This is a genomic window from Mucilaginibacter lutimaris, from assembly GCF_042676625.1.
Lineage (GTDB): Bacteria > Bacteroidota > Bacteroidia > Sphingobacteriales > Sphingobacteriaceae > Mucilaginibacter > Mucilaginibacter lutimaris.
In genome coordinates this window covers 1,449,033-1,467,639 of record NZ_JBHTIA010000003.1, presented here as the reverse complement: position 1 = coordinate 1,467,639, position 18,607 = coordinate 1,449,033, and the positions used below count along the sequence as shown (strand labels likewise).

Annotated in this window: 13 protein-coding genes; 5 read left to right on the top strand and 8 right to left on the bottom strand. The window is 42.0% G+C overall.

Translation table 11 applies throughout. The features are described 5' to 3' along the window. Positions 1-3: 3 nt before the first annotated feature. From bioA to ACFQZI_RS07520, 4 genes are read right to left on the bottom strand one after another with little or no spacing between them, the layout of a single operon-like run. Entirely contained in the window at positions 4-1,269 is a 1,266-nt protein-coding gene (gene bioA, locus ACFQZI_RS07535) for an adenosylmethionine--8-amino-7-oxononanoate transaminase (RefSeq protein WP_377140566.1), read from the bottom strand. After that, positions 1,266-1,712 carry an NUDIX domain-containing protein gene (locus tag ACFQZI_RS07530; RefSeq protein WP_377140563.1) on the bottom strand — a complete coding sequence of 149 codons (447 nt, stop codon included), beginning with the start codon at positions 1,710-1,712 and terminating at the stop codon, positions 1,266-1,268. Before ACFQZI_RS07530 ends, bioA begins: the two co-directional genes overlap by 4 nt. Continuing rightward, the gene (locus ACFQZI_RS07525) at positions 1,705-2,679 is read right to left on the bottom strand and encodes a cation diffusion facilitator family transporter (RefSeq protein WP_377140560.1); all 975 of its coding nucleotides are present in this window, start codon (positions 2,677-2,679) and stop codon (positions 1,705-1,707) included. The genes ACFQZI_RS07530 and ACFQZI_RS07525 overlap by 8 nt, the downstream gene beginning before the upstream one ends. 60 nt (positions 2,680-2,739) lie before the next feature. After that, positions 2,740-3,588 carry a hypothetical protein gene (locus ACFQZI_RS07520; protein ID WP_377140557.1) on the bottom strand — a complete coding sequence of 283 codons (849 nt, stop codon included), beginning with the start codon at positions 3,586-3,588 and terminating at the stop codon, positions 2,740-2,742. 154 nt (positions 3,589-3,742) lie between these two features. On the opposite strand from ACFQZI_RS07520, the gene ACFQZI_RS07515 reads away from it, so the two are divergent. Continuing rightward, positions 3,743-4,936 (top strand): pyridoxal phosphate-dependent aminotransferase, encoded by a 1,194-nt coding sequence (locus tag ACFQZI_RS07515; protein ID WP_377140555.1) that lies wholly within the window; start codon positions 3,743-3,745, stop codon positions 4,934-4,936. Positions 4,937-5,070: 134 nt separating this feature from the next. Here the strand turns inward: ACFQZI_RS07515 and ACFQZI_RS07510 are convergent, their stop codons facing one another. From ACFQZI_RS07510 to ACFQZI_RS07495, 4 genes are all read right to left on the bottom strand, one after another. Next, a complete protein-coding gene (locus ACFQZI_RS07510; protein WP_377140552.1) occupies positions 5,071-5,649 on the bottom strand; it encodes a hypothetical protein in 579 nt (192 codons plus the stop codon). A 376-nt stretch (positions 5,650-6,025) separates the two neighbouring features. Further along, on the bottom strand, positions 6,026-9,205 hold the full coding sequence (locus tag ACFQZI_RS07505) for an efflux RND transporter permease subunit (RefSeq protein ID WP_377140550.1): 3,180 nt from the start codon (positions 9,203-9,205) through the stop codon (positions 6,026-6,028). A 65-nt stretch (positions 9,206-9,270) separates the two neighbouring features. Next, positions 9,271-10,449 carry an efflux RND transporter periplasmic adaptor subunit gene (locus ACFQZI_RS07500; RefSeq protein ID WP_377140547.1) on the bottom strand — a complete coding sequence of 393 codons (1,179 nt, stop codon included), beginning with the start codon at positions 10,447-10,449 and terminating at the stop codon, positions 9,271-9,273. A gap of 53 nt (positions 10,450-10,502) precedes the next feature. Further along, positions 10,503-11,855: a TolC family protein gene (locus ACFQZI_RS07495; protein WP_377140544.1), complete on the bottom strand. Its 1,353-nt coding sequence runs from the start codon at positions 11,853-11,855 to the stop codon at positions 10,503-10,505. Between the two features lie 340 nt (positions 11,856-12,195). On the opposite strand from ACFQZI_RS07495, the gene spt reads away from it, so the two are divergent. The 4 genes from spt to ACFQZI_RS07475 all read left to right on the top strand — a co-directional run bounded on the left by spt (position 12,196) and on the right by ACFQZI_RS07475 (position 18,601). Further along, a complete protein-coding gene (gene spt / locus ACFQZI_RS07490) occupies positions 12,196-13,407 on the top strand; it encodes a serine palmitoyltransferase (RefSeq protein WP_377140540.1) in 1,212 nt (403 codons plus the stop codon). 59 nt (positions 13,408-13,466) lie between these two features. Continuing rightward, positions 13,467-14,585 (top strand): hypothetical protein, encoded by a 1,119-nt coding sequence (locus tag ACFQZI_RS07485; RefSeq protein ID WP_377140537.1) that lies wholly within the window; start codon positions 13,467-13,469, stop codon positions 14,583-14,585. Between the two features lie 232 nt (positions 14,586-14,817). Continuing rightward, on the top strand, positions 14,818-16,140 hold the full coding sequence (locus tag ACFQZI_RS07480) for an inositol-3-phosphate synthase (RefSeq protein ID WP_377140535.1): 1,323 nt from the start codon (positions 14,818-14,820) through the stop codon (positions 16,138-16,140). A gap of 154 nt (positions 16,141-16,294) precedes the next feature. Beyond that, positions 16,295-18,601 carry a hypothetical protein gene (locus ACFQZI_RS07475; RefSeq protein ID WP_377140533.1) on the top strand — a complete coding sequence of 769 codons (2,307 nt, stop codon included), beginning with the start codon at positions 16,295-16,297 and terminating at the stop codon, positions 18,599-18,601. Positions 18,602-18,607: the final 6 nt, after the last annotated feature.

The window sequence follows — 18,607 nt, the reverse complement described above, 5'->3', positions numbered from 1 at the left end:
GGTTTATATCTCATCAAGGGCTTGCCCTATGGTGGCGTAAATGTAATCGAGTTCGGTATCAGTAATGCAATATGGGGGTAAAATGTAAATAATATTACCCAAAGGCCTTAAGATTATACCCCTGTCTAAAAAGTAGTGATACAACTTATCGCGCAGCCCGCTAAAGTACGACGTGTTGTTACCTGTTTCCCATTCCAGCGCCAGGATGGTACCTGTTTGGCGCGTGCTTCTTATAGACCTATGCCCCTCAACGCTTTCAGCAAATATCTGGTGTTTGGCTATAATACGGTCGATATTTTGTTGGGTTGATGGGTCAACAAATAGATCCAGGCTTGCCAAAGCCGCGGCGCAGGCAATAGGGTTAGCGGTGTACGAATGCCCGTGAAACAACGTCTTCATTTTATCATCGGATAAAAACGCGTCGTAAATTTCCTGTGTACAGGTTGTTAAACCAAAAGCCATTGTACCACCTGTAAGCCCCTTTGAGAAACACATGATATCAGGCTGTGTGGCGACATGCTCGCAGGCAAAAGATTTGCCCGTACGCCCAAAACCGGTGAATACTTCGTCGGCTATCAGCATAATACCTTCTGCACGGCAATGAGCCATCAATTCGTCAAGGTACTTCGCCTCATACATCACCATACCTGCCGAACCCTGCACAAGCGGCTCGAAAATAAATGATGAGATCTGAGACTTGAGATCTGAGATTTGAGATTTTAACGTTTCGATATTCTCCGCATCAGGCAGATCAATAAACTCCACCTCAAATAATAAACTATCGAATGCAGCCGTGAATGCGCTGCGCCCGCTAACCGACATGGCGCCAAATGTATCGCCATGATAGGCATTCTTAAAAGCGATTATCTTAGTTCGCTCTTCTCCTTTGTTATGCCAGTATTGCAGGCACATTTTTATGGCGACCTCTACTGCGGTGGAGCCATTATCAGAATAAAATGCTTTAGCCTGGTTGTTTGGTAAGAGTGCCAGCAACCGCTCGGCCAGTTCAACCGCGCCGGGATGTGTAAAGCCGGCAAAAATAACGTGCTCCAAAACAGTTAATTGTTCGGCTATTTTTTTCGCGATGTACGGATGTGAATGCCCGTGGATATTTACCCACCATGATGATATGGCATCTATATATTTTGTACCATCCTCTGCATACAAGCAGGTGCCTTCACCCCTCACTATAGGGATCGGCGGCTGCGCCGTTTTCATTTGCGTGTAAGGGTGCCATATAACTTTCAGGTCGCGATCGGCTAAGCTCATATTGTTTTTAATAATAGGTCGGCTACGTATTGGTCGGTTGGGAAGGTAAAGGCATCGACGGTAAGGTCGCTTAATTTTACCCAGCGGAAGGATTGTAAAACATCGCCCTCGCCGTCAAAATCAAATACTTCTATCTTGGTGGTAAAACGAAGCTCAGATACTGCTTTTACCAGGTAATAAACGCTGATGATCTGTGAGTCGTTAAAGGCCGACTTTACAAAAAAATCGGTGGTATAAAAGTGACTTATCACTTCTACTTCTGTATTACATTCTTCAACAAACTCGCGTTTAAGGCCCTCTATCAGTCCTTCGCCGTACTCTAAACCACCGCCGGGGAACTTGGTAAATTTAAAGCCATACTCCTGCTCATCGCTTATCAAAACCTCGTTGGCCTCATTTATCAGCAGGCCGTAAACACGCAAATTAAAAAACTTTTTACTCATAATGTTTTTTGTTACGCATTACTTTATCCATCGTCCACGGTATATCTTCTGTTTTCGCCTCTCTTCTGATGGGGCAGTTAGGCATACTACAGTAATGGCAGCAATACGGCAGGCAGGGATCGGTATGAATAAAAAATTCGGTTACTATGCCCGCGTTTTTATTTACCAGTTGCTCTACCAGCTTCACCTCCTCGTGCACCCGGTTAAGGTCAAAATAGTTTGGCAAGGTAAGATGACAGTCTATATGCAACTCGTGACCATATTTTTGCGCGCGCAGGTTATGTATATCTATCCATTCTTCGCGGCGCTGATCGCTTAAAACCTTTACGATATCATTTACAACCGTGAAATCGGTTTCGTCCATTAACCCCGCCACAGACCGGCGGATAAGCTTGTACCCGGTGTACATAATATAAATGCCTACAAGGATAGACAACACGCTATCCAGCCAAAGTATTTTGGTAAAGTGTATCAGCAGTAAACCTATTACAAGGCCACTGCTGGTAACAGCATCAGTAATTAAATGCCTGCCATCAGCCTCAAGGGTTATAGACCGCAGGCTTTTACCTTTACTGATAAGATAATAGCCAAGCCCCCCATTTATTGCACCGGTGATGCCTATAATAATAGCGCCCAGTAACAGATCATGAATAACCTCGGGATAAAAAATACTGTAAGTTGATTTGGCAACAATAATTACCCCGGCTATGCCAATTAAGGCCCCTTCTATAAAAACAGAGAAGTACTCTACTTTTCCATGCCCATATGGGTGATTCTCGTCCCTTGGTTGTGATGCCAGGTAGATGCTGAAAAACGCGAAAGAGCTTGCTACCACATTCACAATACTCTCAGCAGCATCAGTTAACACAAAGTTTGAGTTGGTGAGTAAGTAGGCGCCGAATTTCATTACCATCAGCACTGCGCCGGTAATAAGCGATATGAGGATTATCCTTTTTTGTTCCTTCACAAACCCAGTTTTAAGAAGCCAAACTTACGGATTTTTAGGCTTGCAGTAATCAAAATACTATTAATACCTACCAATTCTTCCGTATCTTATCAGCATATAAGTATATGCTACCAATACGATCAATATTACTAATCCAACCATTATACCAAAAAATAACAATACAATCTTCAAAGGCGACAACCGTGTAAAGAAGTTAGGCTTTTTTATACCAAGCTTTACTTTTAAAACGATGCCTGCAACAAAAAGGGCTATTATGCCAGCTACTATATAAGTAAATGATAGTGCTTTACTAAACCAATGTGCCCAATACTGTTTACGCGCAATACTTTTTTGATCGCCATGCCATTGTACCCTGGTAATATAATAGTTATTTGCCCCGGCCTTACCTATATTGGCAACCATACTATGAGCATTCTTTAAAGCATAATAATTAACCCGGGACGACTCGAACCTGAGCGCATGATGGTCATAATCGGCATAAATATAACTGCCAATAAAGGAGCGTTTTGAAATTATTTTCTTTACTGTATTGATATTTATCCGGGTGATTTTAGTATCGCCTTTAGCCGCATAATACAATAGCTTGACGCTATGCAAATTCATCCCTAACAACACCGAAAGAAGGAAGGTACCAACCATAATATTAGCATAGGTCATAAACCGCTTCAAGCCTATGTATTTTACACAATAGTAAGTGAGTATTATAAATACCACTATACCACAACCGACATATTCGCCCAGGGTAATGTTTTCCGTGTACATTTCAAAACACAGATCGGTAATTACATAAATAATAAATATAAAAGCGGCTATACAGGTAAGAAACAGCTTATCGGGCCGGCTCATTTTATTATCTGTTTCCCCAACGTCAGTAATGTCTTTCTCCTGAAAATTAACGTAGTTATTCATTTTATTTATGATAACAGCATTATTAATACTTATTGGTTATAAATAGTTCTCTACAAAACAAAATATATGTTAACACCTCCCCTAATTGTGCTGGTTTTAATAAACCAGCAGTAAACTAATTTTCTATATTTGCCGCAATAACAAAAACAACAATATGAGCGCATTAAGTAACAGGATAAACAACCTGTCAGAATCCCAAACCATTAAAATGGCAAAAATGGGTCGCGAATTGGCCGCTAAAGGTGTAGATGTAATAAGCCTTAGCTTTGGCGAGCCCGATTTTCATACCCCTGAGCATATTAAGGAGGCCGCAAAAACGGCAATGGATAACAACTTTACCTATTATACGCCGGTGGCCGGTTACCCCGACCTGCGCAAGGCTGTTGTTGGTAAGCTGAAGAATGAAAACAACCTGGATTATACTGATACGCAAATTGTAGTTTCTACCGGCGCTAAACAAGCGCTTGCTAACGCGGTGCTATGTTTGGTTAACCCGGGCGAAGAGGTTATTATCCCTACCCCTTACTGGGTTTCATACTCGGAGATTGTAAAACTGGCCGAAGGTGTTAGTGTGTTCATTGACACCACGGTTGAAACTAATTTTAAAATTACTGCCGAGCAGTTAGAGTCCGCTATTACGCCAAAAACAAAACTCTTCATGTTCTCGTCGCCGTGTAACCCTACAGGCAGCGTTTACAGCAAGGAAGAATTGGCAAGCCTGGCTAAAGTATTTGAAAAATACCCCCAGATCTATATCCTGAGCGATGAAATCTACGAGCATATCAACTTTATTGGCGGCCACGAATCTATTGCACAGTTTGAGAGCATTAAAGACCGCGTGGTGATAGTAAACGGATGGTCTAAGGCTTTTGCCATGACCGGTTGGAGAATTGGCTACACGGCGTCTAACAGTGAAATTGCTGCTGCCTGCGATAAGATACAGGGCCAGATAACATCGGGCACATGCTCTATCACCCAAAAAGCTGGTGTGGCTGCCTACACAGGTGGCTTGGAAAGCGTGCACAAAATGCGCGAGCAATTTCAAAAACGCCGCGACCTTGTTTATGGCTTATTAAAAGACATCCCAGGCATAGAAGTTAACCTGCCCGATGGTGCGTTCTACTTCTTCCCTAATGTAACTTCATTCTTCGGTAAAAGTTATAATGGCAAAACTATTAATGATGCTGATGAGCTGAGCATCTATTTATTAGAAGAAGGCCACGTTGCTACAGTTGGCGGCGATTCATTCGGCGATAAAAAATCTATTCGTATATCTTATGCTGCCGCTGAAGATAAATTGGTTAAAGCGATGAAACGTATAAAAGCTGCTCTGGCAAAATTAGTCTGAACCCGAATGATTAGAGTTCAAGAATTGACAGAATTTTAATTGTTCCATAATTCACTAACACAAATTAAGACTAAACAAAAAATCCCCTCGCCATATTGACGAGGGGATTTTTTGTAAGTAGAAGTTCGGCAATATTATAAACCGAAACCGTAAGCTATACGTAAACCAAGGGTACCAAAATTGGTGCTTTGGCCAGAGAAGTTCTCGTAACGTGCGCCAATATCCCATGTTTGATTAGCCCAACCTATACCAGGTGATGCGATCAATTTAGTTTGTTTTGGATTCTGACCAACTCTACCTTCATAATCACCGAAGTGGCTGGTTTCAAATGCGGCACCAACTTCACCATCCAGGTAGAAGTTTTTGGATACAAAAGCTTTAACGCCTGCCTTAACTGGTACCATACCAAAAGACTTAGATTTATAACCTGAATTTACACCCCCGGCAGCATTGATATTTTTGCCAAAGAAATTATAATAACCTGAAGTTAGTGTAAGGGCAAGGGCATCAGAGATACCATATTGTAAACGCGGGGTTATACCTAAACCAACGTTAGATACATCATGCAATTTCCCTACAGGGGCTAAACCGTCTACTCCAATACCAAAACGCCATGCGCTTTTTGGTGTTGATTGTGCACTCGCTACGTTTGTTCCGAAAAATATAGCAGCTGCTGTCAAAGCTCCTGCTACTAATTTAGTCATTTTTTTCATTGTCGTGTTTTTAGTAATACAATTATAAATTGTGATACACGGCTATAATCAAATACTTTGCCAATTGGCACTTTATGTATTAAAATGGTAATCCCAATGTTATCCGGTAAGCTTTATTTTACAATAAATTTACTTGTTATAAGCTGATAATCAACCAAGTTCTGACTTTTAAGCCAGCACGGTCAGAAAGTGTTAAAATTATGCATTAAACAATCTTACTTATGCTTTTAAGTGTACCGTTTTTACTAAAAGTGTAGTATTTACAGATTTATAAATATCTTTTATTGATTGAAAATATGCCGACTGTCCAGATTTTACATCACTAAATCTCTAACAAAAAGCCCCCGGTTGCAACCGGGGGCTTTGTAGATCATTATTATACTTTAGGATCAACTTCCGGATCCGGTTTATAATTCTTTTCCATTTCGGCCAGCTTAGCATCGCCGTATGAAAACTTGGTAATGATGTAATATAACACCGGCACTATAAATATAGCAAGAGATGTAGCCATCAACATACCGCCAAACACCGTCCAGCCAATAGTTTTCCTCGACTCGGCACCTGCACCGGATGCGAACAGCAACGGTAACACGCCCAGTATAAATGCCATCGAGGTCATGATTATTGGCCTTAAACGTAATCTTACGGCCTCCAGCGTCGCTTTTTCGAGGTTCATTCCCCTGTCCACACGTTCTTTGGCAAACTCCACAATAAGAATGGCGTTCTTGGCGGCCAAACCTATGAGCGTTATCAAACCTATCTGCGCGTAAACATTGTTGGTTAAGCTCGGTTTAAACATCAAGAAGAGGATAGCTCCAAATGCGCCCAGTGGCACGGCAAGCAGCACGGAGAATGGCACCGACCAGCTCTCGTACAGTGCCGCGAGGAACAGGAACACGAAGCCTATTGATAACGCGAATATATATATGGTTTTTGAACCCGATAACAACTCTTCGCGGCTTAAGCCCGAAAACTCGTAACCATACCCTTGCGGCAACGTTTGTGCAGCCACTTCCTTTAAGGCCGTAATGGCATCGCCGCTACTAAAGCCCTCTTTGGTGCTACCGTTTATCTCGGCAGAACGGAACAAGTTATAGTGCGAGATCAACGGCGCATTTTCAATAAGCTTATAGCTGGTTAGCGTGCTTAACGGCACCATTGCACCTGCATCGTTACGTACAAAGTACTGCCCTATGTTTGCAATATTTGTACGGTAGTTTGTATCGGCCTGTGCCACCACCCTAAAGTTACGGCCATAAACGGTAAAATCGTTTACATAAGCGCTACCCATATAGGTTTGGAGGGTTGCGTTTACATCAGATAACTTCACACCTAACTTTTTGGCCTTTTCTCTGTCGATTGTTAACTGGTAAGCGGGCGTATGTGCGCCAAAGAAAGTAAATGCCTTAGCAATTTCGGGGCGTTTGTTAACAGCACCCACAAAGTTGTTCAATACCTTCTCAAAGTTCTTTATATCGCCGCCTGCTTCTTTTTCCTGTAATATAAAAGAGAAACCACCGGTATTACCTAAACCGGGTATAGCCGGGGGAGAGATAACAACCACATTGGCTTCCTTAAACTTGGCCAGCTTCTTCTGTATCAATCCTATCACACCGTTTAGCTGGTCTTCTTTCTTTGATCGCTCTTCCCACGGTTTAAGCTGCACAAATATGGTTGCACTGTTACTTTTTGTCGCAAAGTTTACAGCGTTTAACCCGCCTAATGCAGCGTAGTGGTTAATAGCATGCACAGTTTTAAGCGTGTCCATCATTTCGTGCAACACGGCAACGGTACGCTCAGTAGACGAACCTTCGGGTAGATCGTAGGTTACGTATATACGGCCTTCATCCTCCAGCGGTAAAAAGCCCGACGGTTTTTTCCTGAACAATAACACCGTACCTATAACGATACAAAGTAATATGATCACCACAAACTTAGAGTTTTTAATACCCTTATCTACCGCGTTACGGTAACGGCCGGTAACCCTGTCAAACCATTGGTTAAACTTATAGAACCATCTGTTTAGCCCGGTTGACTTTTCATCGATCTTGTGGGGGCGTAATAATATAGTACATAAGGCCGGTGTAAGTGATAGCGCCACAAATGCCGAGATAAGTACGGATATGGCGATGGTTATAGCGAACTGCTGGTATAAACGCCCAACTATACCCGGTACAAAGCCTACCGGTACAAACACCGCAGCAAGTATCAGCGCAATGGCTATTACCGGTGCCGAAATATCTTTCATGGCATGGTGTGTTGCCTCTTTCGGGCTCATCCCCTCTTCGTCCATGTAATGCTGTACAGCCTCAACCACAACAATGGCGTCATCCACAACTATACCAATAGCCAGTACAAAACCGAACAGGGTTAGAGTATTAATAGTAAACCCTAACGGCACGAAGAAGATGAAGGTACCCACAATAGATACCGGGATAGCCAATACCGGGATAAGCGTTGTACGCCAGTTTTGCAGGAATAAAAACACCACTACAATTACCAGGAACAAGGCTATGACCAGGGTTTCGATAACCTCGTGTAACGATACCTTTACCACAGTAACCGACTCGAAAGGAACCACAAAGTCGATATCGGCAGGGAACGCTTTTTTAAGTTCGTTCATGGTTGCGATAACGTTATCAGCAGTTTCAATAGCGTTACTGCCCGGAGCCTGGTATATTAAAAGGTACGACGCCCTTTTACCATCAACAAAAGAGTTACCCGCGTAGTTAAACTTACCAAGCTCTACCCTTGCAATATCTTTAAGGTATACAATCGCGCCTGTTTGCGGCATGGTTTTAACAACTACGTTCTCAAATTCCGATTTATCTGTCAAACGACCTTTAACCAATACGCTGTACTCAAAGGTTTGCCCCTTCATTTGCGGGGTTGCGCCTACAGTACCCGCGGCCACCTGCGCGTTTTGCTCGGCCAAAGCAGCTGTAACATCTGCCGATGTCATGTTAAGGGCGGCCAACTTATCGGGCTTAAGCCATATTCGCATACTAAAGTCATCGGCCCGTGTAAATACATCGCCCACGCCTTTGGTACGCAAAAGCGCATCCTTTATAAATACGTTGGTATAGTTATCAGTAAACGTCACATCGTGGGTACCTTTAGGCGAATACATAGCCACCAGCATCAAAATACTGGGGTTACGTTTACGCACTATCATACCCAAACGCTGCACCTCTTGCGGCAATGTAGGCAGCGCTATCCCTACACGGTTCTGCACATCAAGCGCGGCTATATTAATATCTGTACCAACCTCAAAGTTAACCGTCATGCTCATGGCGCCGTTACCGGTGCTGTTACTTTGCAGGTAGGTCATGCCGGGGGTACCGTTTACCTGTACTTCTACAGGCGTGGCAACTGTTTGCTCAACCGTTAAGGCGTCAGCACCTGTATAGGTACCCGTTACCTGTACGGTTGGCGGCGTAATTTCGGGATATTGCCCTATCGGGAGGCTCGACATGGCCAGCAACCCAACGATCAGTATAACCAGTGATATTACTATAGCGGTTACCGGGCGTTTTATGAAAGTATCTGCGATCATTATGTATATGTCTTTTTCTTAAATATTAGGGGCATGCCCATTAAGTAGCTATCGTGATAAACGCTTTATTTTTTTGGCGCTGCACCAGCCGCTGCAGGCGGAGGGCCTAAGGTTACTTTACCGCCATCGCGCAAGCGTTGGAAACCTTCGGAGATCACCTGGTCGCCCGGTTTAAGGCCTTTTAAAACCACCACGTTGCTGTTTATACGCGGGCCTAATGCTACCTTTATTTGCTTACCAATGGTATCGCGTTTATCTACAATCTTCTTATCCTGGGTAGTGTCCCTGTAAGTAGTGTCTTTTCTTACAAATACAAAAAACTCACCCATTTGCTCGGTAACCGCTTTGTACGGTATCTGCACGCGGGTGCCGGAGGCATCGTTCAACACCTGTAATACGCAGCTCATACCATCTTTTAACCGGTCATCGGCATTAGGGAACTGTACCCTTACCTTAATGGTACCGGTCTGGTCGCTAACGCCGCGGTCAATAGCGAACACCTTGCCCGGTTTCTTTAATAAAGTGCCGTCGGCAGTTTGCAGTAAAAAGGTAGTATCAGTACTCACTTTTTGCAGTTTATAAAAACGCTCAATATCCTGCTCGTTTATAACTACGTCTACACCTATTGGGTTACTTGTAGATATAGTGTTTAATAAAGTAGTGCCCGGCGACACCTGCGCACCTAATTTAACCTGCGATATACCAATACGGCCGGTAAAGGGCGCGCGGATGGTAGCGTATGAAAGGTCGGTAGCAGCCGATGCCACACCTGCCTGTGCAACCGCAACCTGGCTGCGGCTGGTTTCATAAGAGGCAGTAGCCTGATCTACCGTCTGGCGGGCTACGGCGTCGTTCTTTAACAGCATGTTATAACGGTCAATATCTTTTTGCGCCTTGCTGAGGTTTGCTTTGGCGCTAAGCAGGTTTGCTTTGGCCTGCTCATAAGCCGCGACATATTTACGGCGGTCTATCTCGTATAGCGGCGCGCCCTTTTGTACAACATCGCCTTCTTTAAAGAATATGCCGGTAATAAAACCACCTACCTGGCTGCGCAGCTCAACCGAGTTAAGCGCGGTAACTGTACCCTGGTATTTATCGTAATAAAGCGCGTCAGATTGTTGCGCTTCAGTTACGTTTACCGGTGTGGCCGGCGGAGCGGCGGCGGCATCTTTCTTTTTGTCACCGCATGATGATATGGTTATTAATGCGATAGCGGCGATGAGATAAGTATATCTATTTTTCATTATGAGTGTATGTCGAGTGATTTTGTGATTTTATTCAGTAGTCTCCGGTTATGTTATTGTACTGTTTCGGGCCGCAAAGTTCCAAGCGCTCTTTGCAGGTCTATTTTACTTGACAGCAACTGGAACAATGAGTTGTAATAATTAAGTTCGGCTGTACGCAGGTCGGCTTGCGATACAATTACATCAAGGTAAGTTTTTATCCCTTCGCGGTATTGCAGGTCAACAACCTTATATACATCCCTGGCTAAGGTTACATTTTCTTTAAGGGTTAGCCAGTAGTTATAATTGCTTTTATAATTGGCCAGCGCCTGGGTGTATTCGGTATTAATAGTATTGCGGCTATTGATCAGGTCAAGGTCGCTGCGCTCTACCTGTAAACGTGCCTTAGCAAGATTTTGCAAACGCTTGCCTCCTGTAAATATCGGGAAGGTTAATGACAACCCCGCAAATGATGTTGGGTAGCCATTGTTATACAGTTTAGAAAAAGAATCGTTAAAATAAGCCAGGCTATACCCACCTATTGCTGATAATGATGGCAGAAAACCCCACTTGTAGTAAGATACGTTTAAATTTAAGAGGTTTTTTTGCGTTTGCAGTAACTGGTACTCTACACGGTTGGTATAATTTAAAACCTGGTTAGTATCAATAAGCGCCTCAGTTGTTAAACTTATGGAATCGTAAGACAGCGCCAGCCCTTTTTCGGGGTTAAAACCCATTATTTGTTTAAGTACAGCGGTTTTGCTTTTAATAGCTTCCTGCGTTTGTTTTTGCGATGCTAATGAATTATTAAGAGCGATGGTGGCTTGCTTATAATCTGTTTTATCAACTACGCCCGCCTGGTAACGCGAGTAAGCGTCCTTTAAACTTCTGCGAAGCCTCACAATATCTTCCTTAATAATATCCAGCTGGCGTTGCGATAACAAAACGTCGTAAAAAGCCTTGCTTACATCAGATACCACATCTATCCTGCTGCTTTCGGTATTTTGCTTATAATACTGTCTTGAATATTTTGAAGCCCGGGATGCCTGCAGCACATCGTTATTATATATAACCTGGCTGGCGTTTACCCCTAAGGTAGATACATTATGTGCAATGGCCAGGTTTTGCTGACCTGTACCACCACCTGCACCCGCGGCAATCTGCGCCGGCCTTTGAAAATAATGCTGGTATTGGCTGCTGCTGTTAATTTGAGGCAGCCATGCCGATAAGGCTATCCTGATATCGCGTTCATTAATTTGCTCATCAATATTTGCCTGCCTTAATTGCGGCTGGTTACGCAGTGCAAAATCAATGCTTTGCCTTAAGCTCACTACGGCGGTAGCGGTATCTGTAGGGGTTTGAGCAAATAATACTACCGGCAAAAAAAGTAGTAGATTGGAAATGAATAAGTAACGTAGTTTTTTCATAAATGCTTAGATGCAAACAAAACAAAAATACGGCAAAAAGGTTTCCGCGCGTTCTTGTCTATTAAAGGGAAGGCGAATATCCTATATATCCGTTTTAAATGAAAATGGACAACAGGAATATTACGCAATTAGGAGATTTGAATGATAATTGGCACGATTTTTCAACATTTTTAAAACAAATGCAAAATAATGGTAGCGAATAAATAAAAAATTTAATTAATTTGCCTGATGGAAGTATATTAACATACTATTAAGGTGGTGTGTAAAAAATTTACATTTACCATGCAAGTTATAAGCTTATTCATGGTATTTTTACAAAAAATTTAAGCAGCGTTTATAAATGGTTAAAAAGTTACACGAGAAGATTGCTCAGTTCCAGGATGCAAATATGATCAGGGCACAGGGACTGTATCCTTTTTTCAGGCCTATCGAGTCTGGTCAGGATACTGAAGTTATCATAAACGGCAAGCGTGTTTTAATGTTTGGTTCTAACTCCTATTTAGGTTTAACAAACCATCCTAAAATAAAAGAAGCTACAAAAAAAGCAATTGACATATATGGTTCCGGTTGTGCCGGTTCACGTTTCTTAAACGGTACCCTTGATATACACATCGAGTTAGAAAACCGTTTGGCACAGTATGTTGGTAAAGAAGCGGCTGTACTTTTCAGTACAGGTTTTCAGGTTAACCTGGGTGTTTTATCGTGCATTACCGGCCGTAACGATTATTTGATACTTGACGAATACGATCACGCCTCTATAATAGACGGGACGCGTTTATCATTCTCAAAAGTTATTAAATATGCCCACAATGACATGGCCGACCTGGAGCGCAAACTTGCCTTGCTGCCCGAAGAAGCTGTAAAAGTTATTGTTGTTGACGGTATTTTTAGCATGGAAGGTGATATTGTTAAGTTACCTGCCATTGTTGAGCTTGCTGATAAATATGGTGCGAATATTATGGTTGATGATGCACACAGTTTGGGTGTAATTGGCCATAATGGTTCTGGTACCGCGTCTCACTTTGGTTTAACCAGCGAGGTTGACCTTATCATGAGCACCTTTAGTAAATCATTGGCATCACTTGGCGGCTTTATAGCCAGCGACCATGATACTATAGATTATATAAAACACCGCGCCCGTTCATTAATGTTCAGCGCGAGCATGACCCCGGGATCTGTTGCCAGCGTTATTGCGGCACTTGATATTATTGAGGCCGAACCCGAGCGTATCCAAAAACTTTGGGACAACACCAACTACGCGGTTAAATTATTAACCGACGAAGGTTTTGATATTGGCGCTACCGAAAGCCCTATCCTGCCTATTTACATTCGCGACAATGCAAAAACCTTCCAGGTTACCAATTACCTGCAAAACGCGGGTGTATTTGTAAACCCTGTTGTATCTCCGGCCGTACCGTCAGATTCATCATTGCTTAGGTTCTCACTAATGGCAACCCACACATTCGAGCAAATTGACGAAGCCGTAGAAAAACTATTGCAGGCGTTTAAACATGTAGGCGTAACAAATAATACTATTAAAGAAAATATATAATCTCTTTAAATATAGCGGTACCCGGCCTACGGGGTACCCCTATTAACCACATCATCCAAATGAAAAAAATTGTACCGGTACAGTCGAAAAAAGACCTTGCTGCTTTTATTGACTTTCCGCACGAGCTTTATAAAAACGACCCGCTTTACGTACCCGAATTATTTATTGCCCAAAAGGACCTGCTAACCACACACCCCTTTCACAAGCACTCGTCGTTACAAACCTTTTTGGCTTACGATAGCGATAAAATAGTAGGCCGTATTGCAGCCATCTACAACACAAACCATAATAGCTTTAACAAAGCGAACGATGGTTTTTTTGGTTTTTTTGATTGTATAAACGACCAGGAGACCGCCAATCTGCTTTTTGATACTGCCACAAAGTGGGTAAAAGAAAAAGGCGCGGAAAACATTATTGGCCCGGTTAACCCATCAACAAACGAAACCTGTGGCTTATTGATCAAAGGGTTTGACAAGTCGCCGGTGGTGATGATGACCTACAACCCCGAGTATTACATTACCCTGCTGGAGAACGCCGGTTTTAAAAAGCAAACCGACCTGCTTGCATGGTACTGGGATGGTGCCAATTACAACGATAAATCTTTAAGGATGCTGGATATGCTTACCGAACGCTTAAAACGCAACAGCAACATCGTTATCCGCAAAATAAACCTGAAGAACTTTAAGCAGGAGGCCGATGCCCTGCGCGATGTATATAACAAAGCCTGGGATAAAAACCTTGGCTTTTTTCCGATGACCAACGAAGAGTTTGATTATACCGCCAAAGACCTTAAAATGATACTCGACCCTGATTTTGCTTTGGTAGCCGAGCAGGATGGTAAAATAGTGGGCTTTGGTGTAGCCATTCCCGATATTAACCAGATACTTAAAACCATTAAAAGAGGCAGGTTATTGCCTACGGGTATCTTTAAACTATTATTAAATAAAAAGAAGATAACAGGCATCCGCATTATGTTATTGGGCGTAATTGATGGCTACCGTAAGTTGGGTATCGAAGCCAGTTTATATGGCAGCATTATTAAGGAATACAGGCGCAAAGGCTTAAAGTATGCCGAAGCATCGTGGACCCTTGAAAACAATGATATGGTAAACCGTGCCATTGAAGCCATTGGAGGCGACCAGTATAAAATTTACAGGATATACGAAAAGGCCTTATAGTTAGCGCCAATCTTCATCTGCCTGTAATCTTTATAACTTTATAAATTTTCGTCCAAAAAAATTATATTCTTTGCCCCGCAATTAGGCGAACCCGCATCGGGTTTAATATAAATACTACGATAGTAACCGTGAGCGATCACTACTATATACAAAGCAACAGTAAACTAAACCTGTTACAATCTTTTAAAAATGTTGTAGCAGGTGGCATTATCCTTTAAACAAACAGTAAGTAATGAAAATTAACATTAAACCTGCAGAAGGTAAATTAGGTATTTTAATACCTGGTTTAGGCGCAGTAGCTACTACACTAATTGCCGGTGTTGAAGCTGTAAAAAAAGGCATTTCACAGCCTATTGGCTCGTTAACCCAAATGGGTAGCATCCGTTTAGGCAAACGTACCGAAGCCCGTCACCCTAAAATTAAAGATTTTGTACCATTGGCTAACCTTAACGATGTGGTTTTTGGTGGCTGGGATGTGTATGAAGATAACGTTTACCAGGCAGCCGTAAACGCTAAAGTACTTGAGCGCGACTTATTAGATTCAGTTAGAGAAGGTTTAGAATCAATTGTGCCTATGAAGGCAGCTTTTGATAAAAACTACGCTAAAAACCTTGATGGTACACACGTAAAAACCGGTACCCGTTACGAACTTGCGCAGCAGGTTATGGAAGATATCCAAAACTTCCAGAAAGATAACGGTTTAGACCGCGTTGTATTGGTATGGTGTGGTTCTACCGAGGTTTACTTTGAAGGTTCGGAGATCCACGAAACCCTTGCTGCTTTTGAGCAGGCTTTAAAAGACGACGATAAACGTATTGCCCCAAGTATGATCTACGCTTACGCGGCATTAAAACTTGGTGTACCATTCGCTAACGGCGCCCCTAACCTTACGGTTGATATCCCTGCAATGATAGAGTTGGCTAAACAAACCAAAACCCCGATTGCAGGTAAAGATTTTAAAACCGGCCAAACTTTAATGAAAACTGTATTGGCACCGGGCCTTGCAGCACGTTCATTAGGTGTACACGGTTGGTTCTCTACCAACATTTTGGGTAACCGCGATGGTTTGGTGTTAGACGATCCGGATAACTTTAAAACTAAGGAAGTATCTAAATTAGGTGTGTTAGAAGACATTCTTCGCCCTGAGGATAATCCTGAGCTTTACGGTGAGATCTTCCACAAGATCCGTATCAACTACTACCCCCCGCATGGCGATAACAAAGAGAGCTGGGATAACATCGACATTTTTGGCTGGTTAGGCTACAAAATGCAAATTAAGATCAACTTCCTTTGCCGCGACTCTATCTTAGCAGCACCTATCGCTTTAGACTTAGCTTTATTTTGCGATATGGCTAAACGCGCTAACATGAGCGGTATACAGGAATGGTTATCATTCTACCTTAAATCGCCGCAAACCGCGCCGGGTTTACATGCCGAGAATGACATCTTTAAACAATTGATTAAACTTGAGAACACTTTACGTTACTTAATGGGCGAAGACCTTATCACGCATCTGGGCCTTGACTATTACGACGACATGTTCGCAGGTCAATAATTTTAATAAAACTTATACAGGAACTGGTTATTGCCTTAACGGGCGATAACCAGTTTTTTATTTTACGGGTTTTTAATTCACATTAAAATTTAACTAACACGCACAAATTATTAAATGATATTTTTTATTATTGCTAAACCTAAACTAATCAATAATGAAAAAAACCTTTAAAAAGTGGGGGTATTACCTTCAAGTCTTTACCTTTCTGCTCTTAACATTTACTGTAATATCCTGTAAGAAAGAAGACATTAGTAGACCAAATAGTTCCAATATTCCGATATTTAATAACCAAGAAAATGTTATTCAAGGTCAGTTAATTGCGCCTGAACACATACAAAATTGGTTTACTGATCATCCAATGGGTCAATTTCTAACACCCGATTGGGGCAAGGCAACCCAGGCAAAAATTAATGGGGTTAAATTTGTAAGTATGCCCTTACAAAATGTTGATAAAACCCCTAAGTCATCATCATTAACTAAAGTTTTGGCTTCAGGGCAAACAGGAACAGGCGAAAATAATCCCAATTATTACGCAGAACATCCCCCTGCTATTGTTTTCGCAGAGCAAAAAATTGGAGGCAAGGATAGCGTATTTGCAATGTTATTAAATTTTATACCAGACAATCGTAATAAAGAGTTTGGACAGGATAGTTTATGGACCGGAAAACTGGTTGAATGGGATATGTTGGCAGATACAGTATTAGTGCAAAAGCTGGATAAAAGCCTGGTAGTACAAAAGTACAGATTGGTTAACAACCAAACGATAAACTACAGTGTTGGAAACAGAAAAGCCATTAATAGCTTTTGGACTTGGTTGGAGGGTTTAGTAAAAGTTGTTTGGGATGCCATTAACTGGATCGGTTTTCAATTAGGTATACCAGGCTCAACCCTTTGGAATGAAGCAGGCCATGTTGATGGATACATATCAGATTGGTGTCAGTTTCTATGGGGTATTTTTTGTGGCGATGGTAGTAGTACAGGCGGCGGCGGTAGTTCGGGTGGTGGTAGCGGCGGTGGTGGAGACATTGCGACATTGTTACCATATGATTTGTTTTATAATGGATATGTTCCCGGGTATACTACAGGTGGTGGATCGGGAAGCGGCGGGTGCCCAGTAACAGTCGCAAGCAATGGGAAACAACATATAAATGTAGCACAACCTGGCGGAGGTTGCCCTCCTACGGGTGATGGCGGCTGGCAGCCTTACCCTATTTCTACGCCAAATTTACCACAAGCACCGGACAATAATAGTCCTTCTGTAATAAAAGGACGGGCTTTTTTAGCTATACTAAATCAGGTTAAGAACCTTGAAAACGAGTATTCGGTAAATACTAACTTGACAGATAATGATCGACAGGAATTAGCAGAAAAATTATTTTTGGCTTACAGGGGCGATTTTCTTACAAACAAAGACCAACTTAATCAATTAATCGACGACGAGGAAACTTATCCACCCTTTATTACCTGGCTTAGAAATAAGCTCGGAAAGCTATCAGGTATTTACCCATCTAAGAATGCTGTAGAAACACAGCAAATAACTAGTGAATTAGATGCGTGGGGTGCCATAGGACAAAGGGTTTTACAGGTGCGTCAAGCTGTACTTAGCCGGCCTTATAATGAAAATTCCAAAGTTTATATACCCACTGATTTTAGTGTAGTATATGATCAGGAATGGTTTACTAACGAGGACGAATTAGGTGCCGTAGGGAATGAGTTACAACAACAAGGCATCAAAAATACCGACCCTATACCAGAATCATATTATAAAAATGGCACCCCAATCGATATGACCCCATCCCCAATCGACTCTCGTACGGTGAAAGGGGCGCCTAGAAACGCCAAATATTTTTGGACACAATTAATAAAAAAGAAACCGGAAATGTTTAGTGAAAAAAATAGAAATTATATTGCAACTAACCAATTTAAATTGGTCAATGCCGATGATCAATGGATCAAATATAATCCTACTCATAAGGCATATAAATTTGGCCAACTTGTTCATCATCATGATGAACAAGGGTATACTGCCTATGCCATCCCAGTAAAAGTACATCAAAAATGGACCAAGATATTACATGACTTTAAAATAAATGGTAAAATACCACGAATTAAACCTACCCTTAACTCATTTGTTAATATAATGCAGGTATTTTCTTTTTTAACTGACATACAAACCGGAAACCCAGATGCATGGATAAATTGGTTTGGCCAAAACAATCAAATCGGCAGAATCTATAAACAACCATTGACCGGCGATTATTATATGATCACACAATTAATTTCGTATAAAAATAACGCAGGAGTAGTAATAAGAGCTGTTGTAACGTACGATGTGTATGCCGATTATATTTGGGATAGTGATGAAGGTAAATACATGGGCGTACAAAAGCTGGCTACATTTACGGAAGATATAGACGTGGTTACCAAAAAATCAACTTCAAGAAATTTTCAAACATATTAGTACGGT

What these genes read in the sequence shown, in the direction of transcription:
- bioA (WP_377140566.1), bottom strand. Translation starts at nt 1,269, where the DNA reads ATGAGCTTAGCCGATCGCGACCTGAAAGTTATATGGCACCCTTACACG.
- ACFQZI_RS07530 (WP_377140563.1), bottom strand. Translation starts at nt 1,712, where the DNA reads ATGAGTAAAAAGTTTTTTAATTTGCGTGTTTACGGCCTGCTGATAAAT.
- ACFQZI_RS07520 (WP_377140557.1), bottom strand. Translation starts at nt 3,588, where the DNA reads ATGAATAACTACGTTAATTTTCAGGAGAAAGACATTACTGACGTTGGG.
- ACFQZI_RS07515 (WP_377140555.1), top strand. Translation starts at nt 3,743, where the DNA reads ATGAGCGCATTAAGTAACAGGATAAACAACCTGTCAGAATCCCAAACC.
- ACFQZI_RS07510 (WP_377140552.1), bottom strand. Translation starts at nt 5,649, where the DNA reads ATGAAAAAAATGACTAAATTAGTAGCAGGAGCTTTGACAGCAGCTGCT.
- ACFQZI_RS07505 (WP_377140550.1), bottom strand. Translation starts at nt 9,205, where the DNA reads ATGATCGCAGATACTTTCATAAAACGCCCGGTAACCGCTATAGTAATA.
- ACFQZI_RS07500 (WP_377140547.1), bottom strand. Translation starts at nt 10,449, where the DNA reads ATGAAAAATAGATATACTTATCTCATCGCCGCTATCGCATTAATAACC.
- ACFQZI_RS07495 (WP_377140544.1), bottom strand. Translation starts at nt 11,855, where the DNA reads ATGAAAAAACTACGTTACTTATTCATTTCCAATCTACTACTTTTTTTG.
- spt (WP_377140540.1), top strand. Translation starts at nt 12,196, where the DNA reads ATGGTTAAAAAGTTACACGAGAAGATTGCTCAGTTCCAGGATGCAAAT.
- ACFQZI_RS07485 (WP_377140537.1), top strand. Translation starts at nt 13,467, where the DNA reads ATGAAAAAAATTGTACCGGTACAGTCGAAAAAAGACCTTGCTGCTTTT.
- ACFQZI_RS07480 (WP_377140535.1), top strand. Translation starts at nt 14,818, where the DNA reads ATGAAAATTAACATTAAACCTGCAGAAGGTAAATTAGGTATTTTAATA.
- ACFQZI_RS07475 (WP_377140533.1), top strand. Translation starts at nt 16,295, where the DNA reads ATGAAAAAAACCTTTAAAAAGTGGGGGTATTACCTTCAAGTCTTTACC.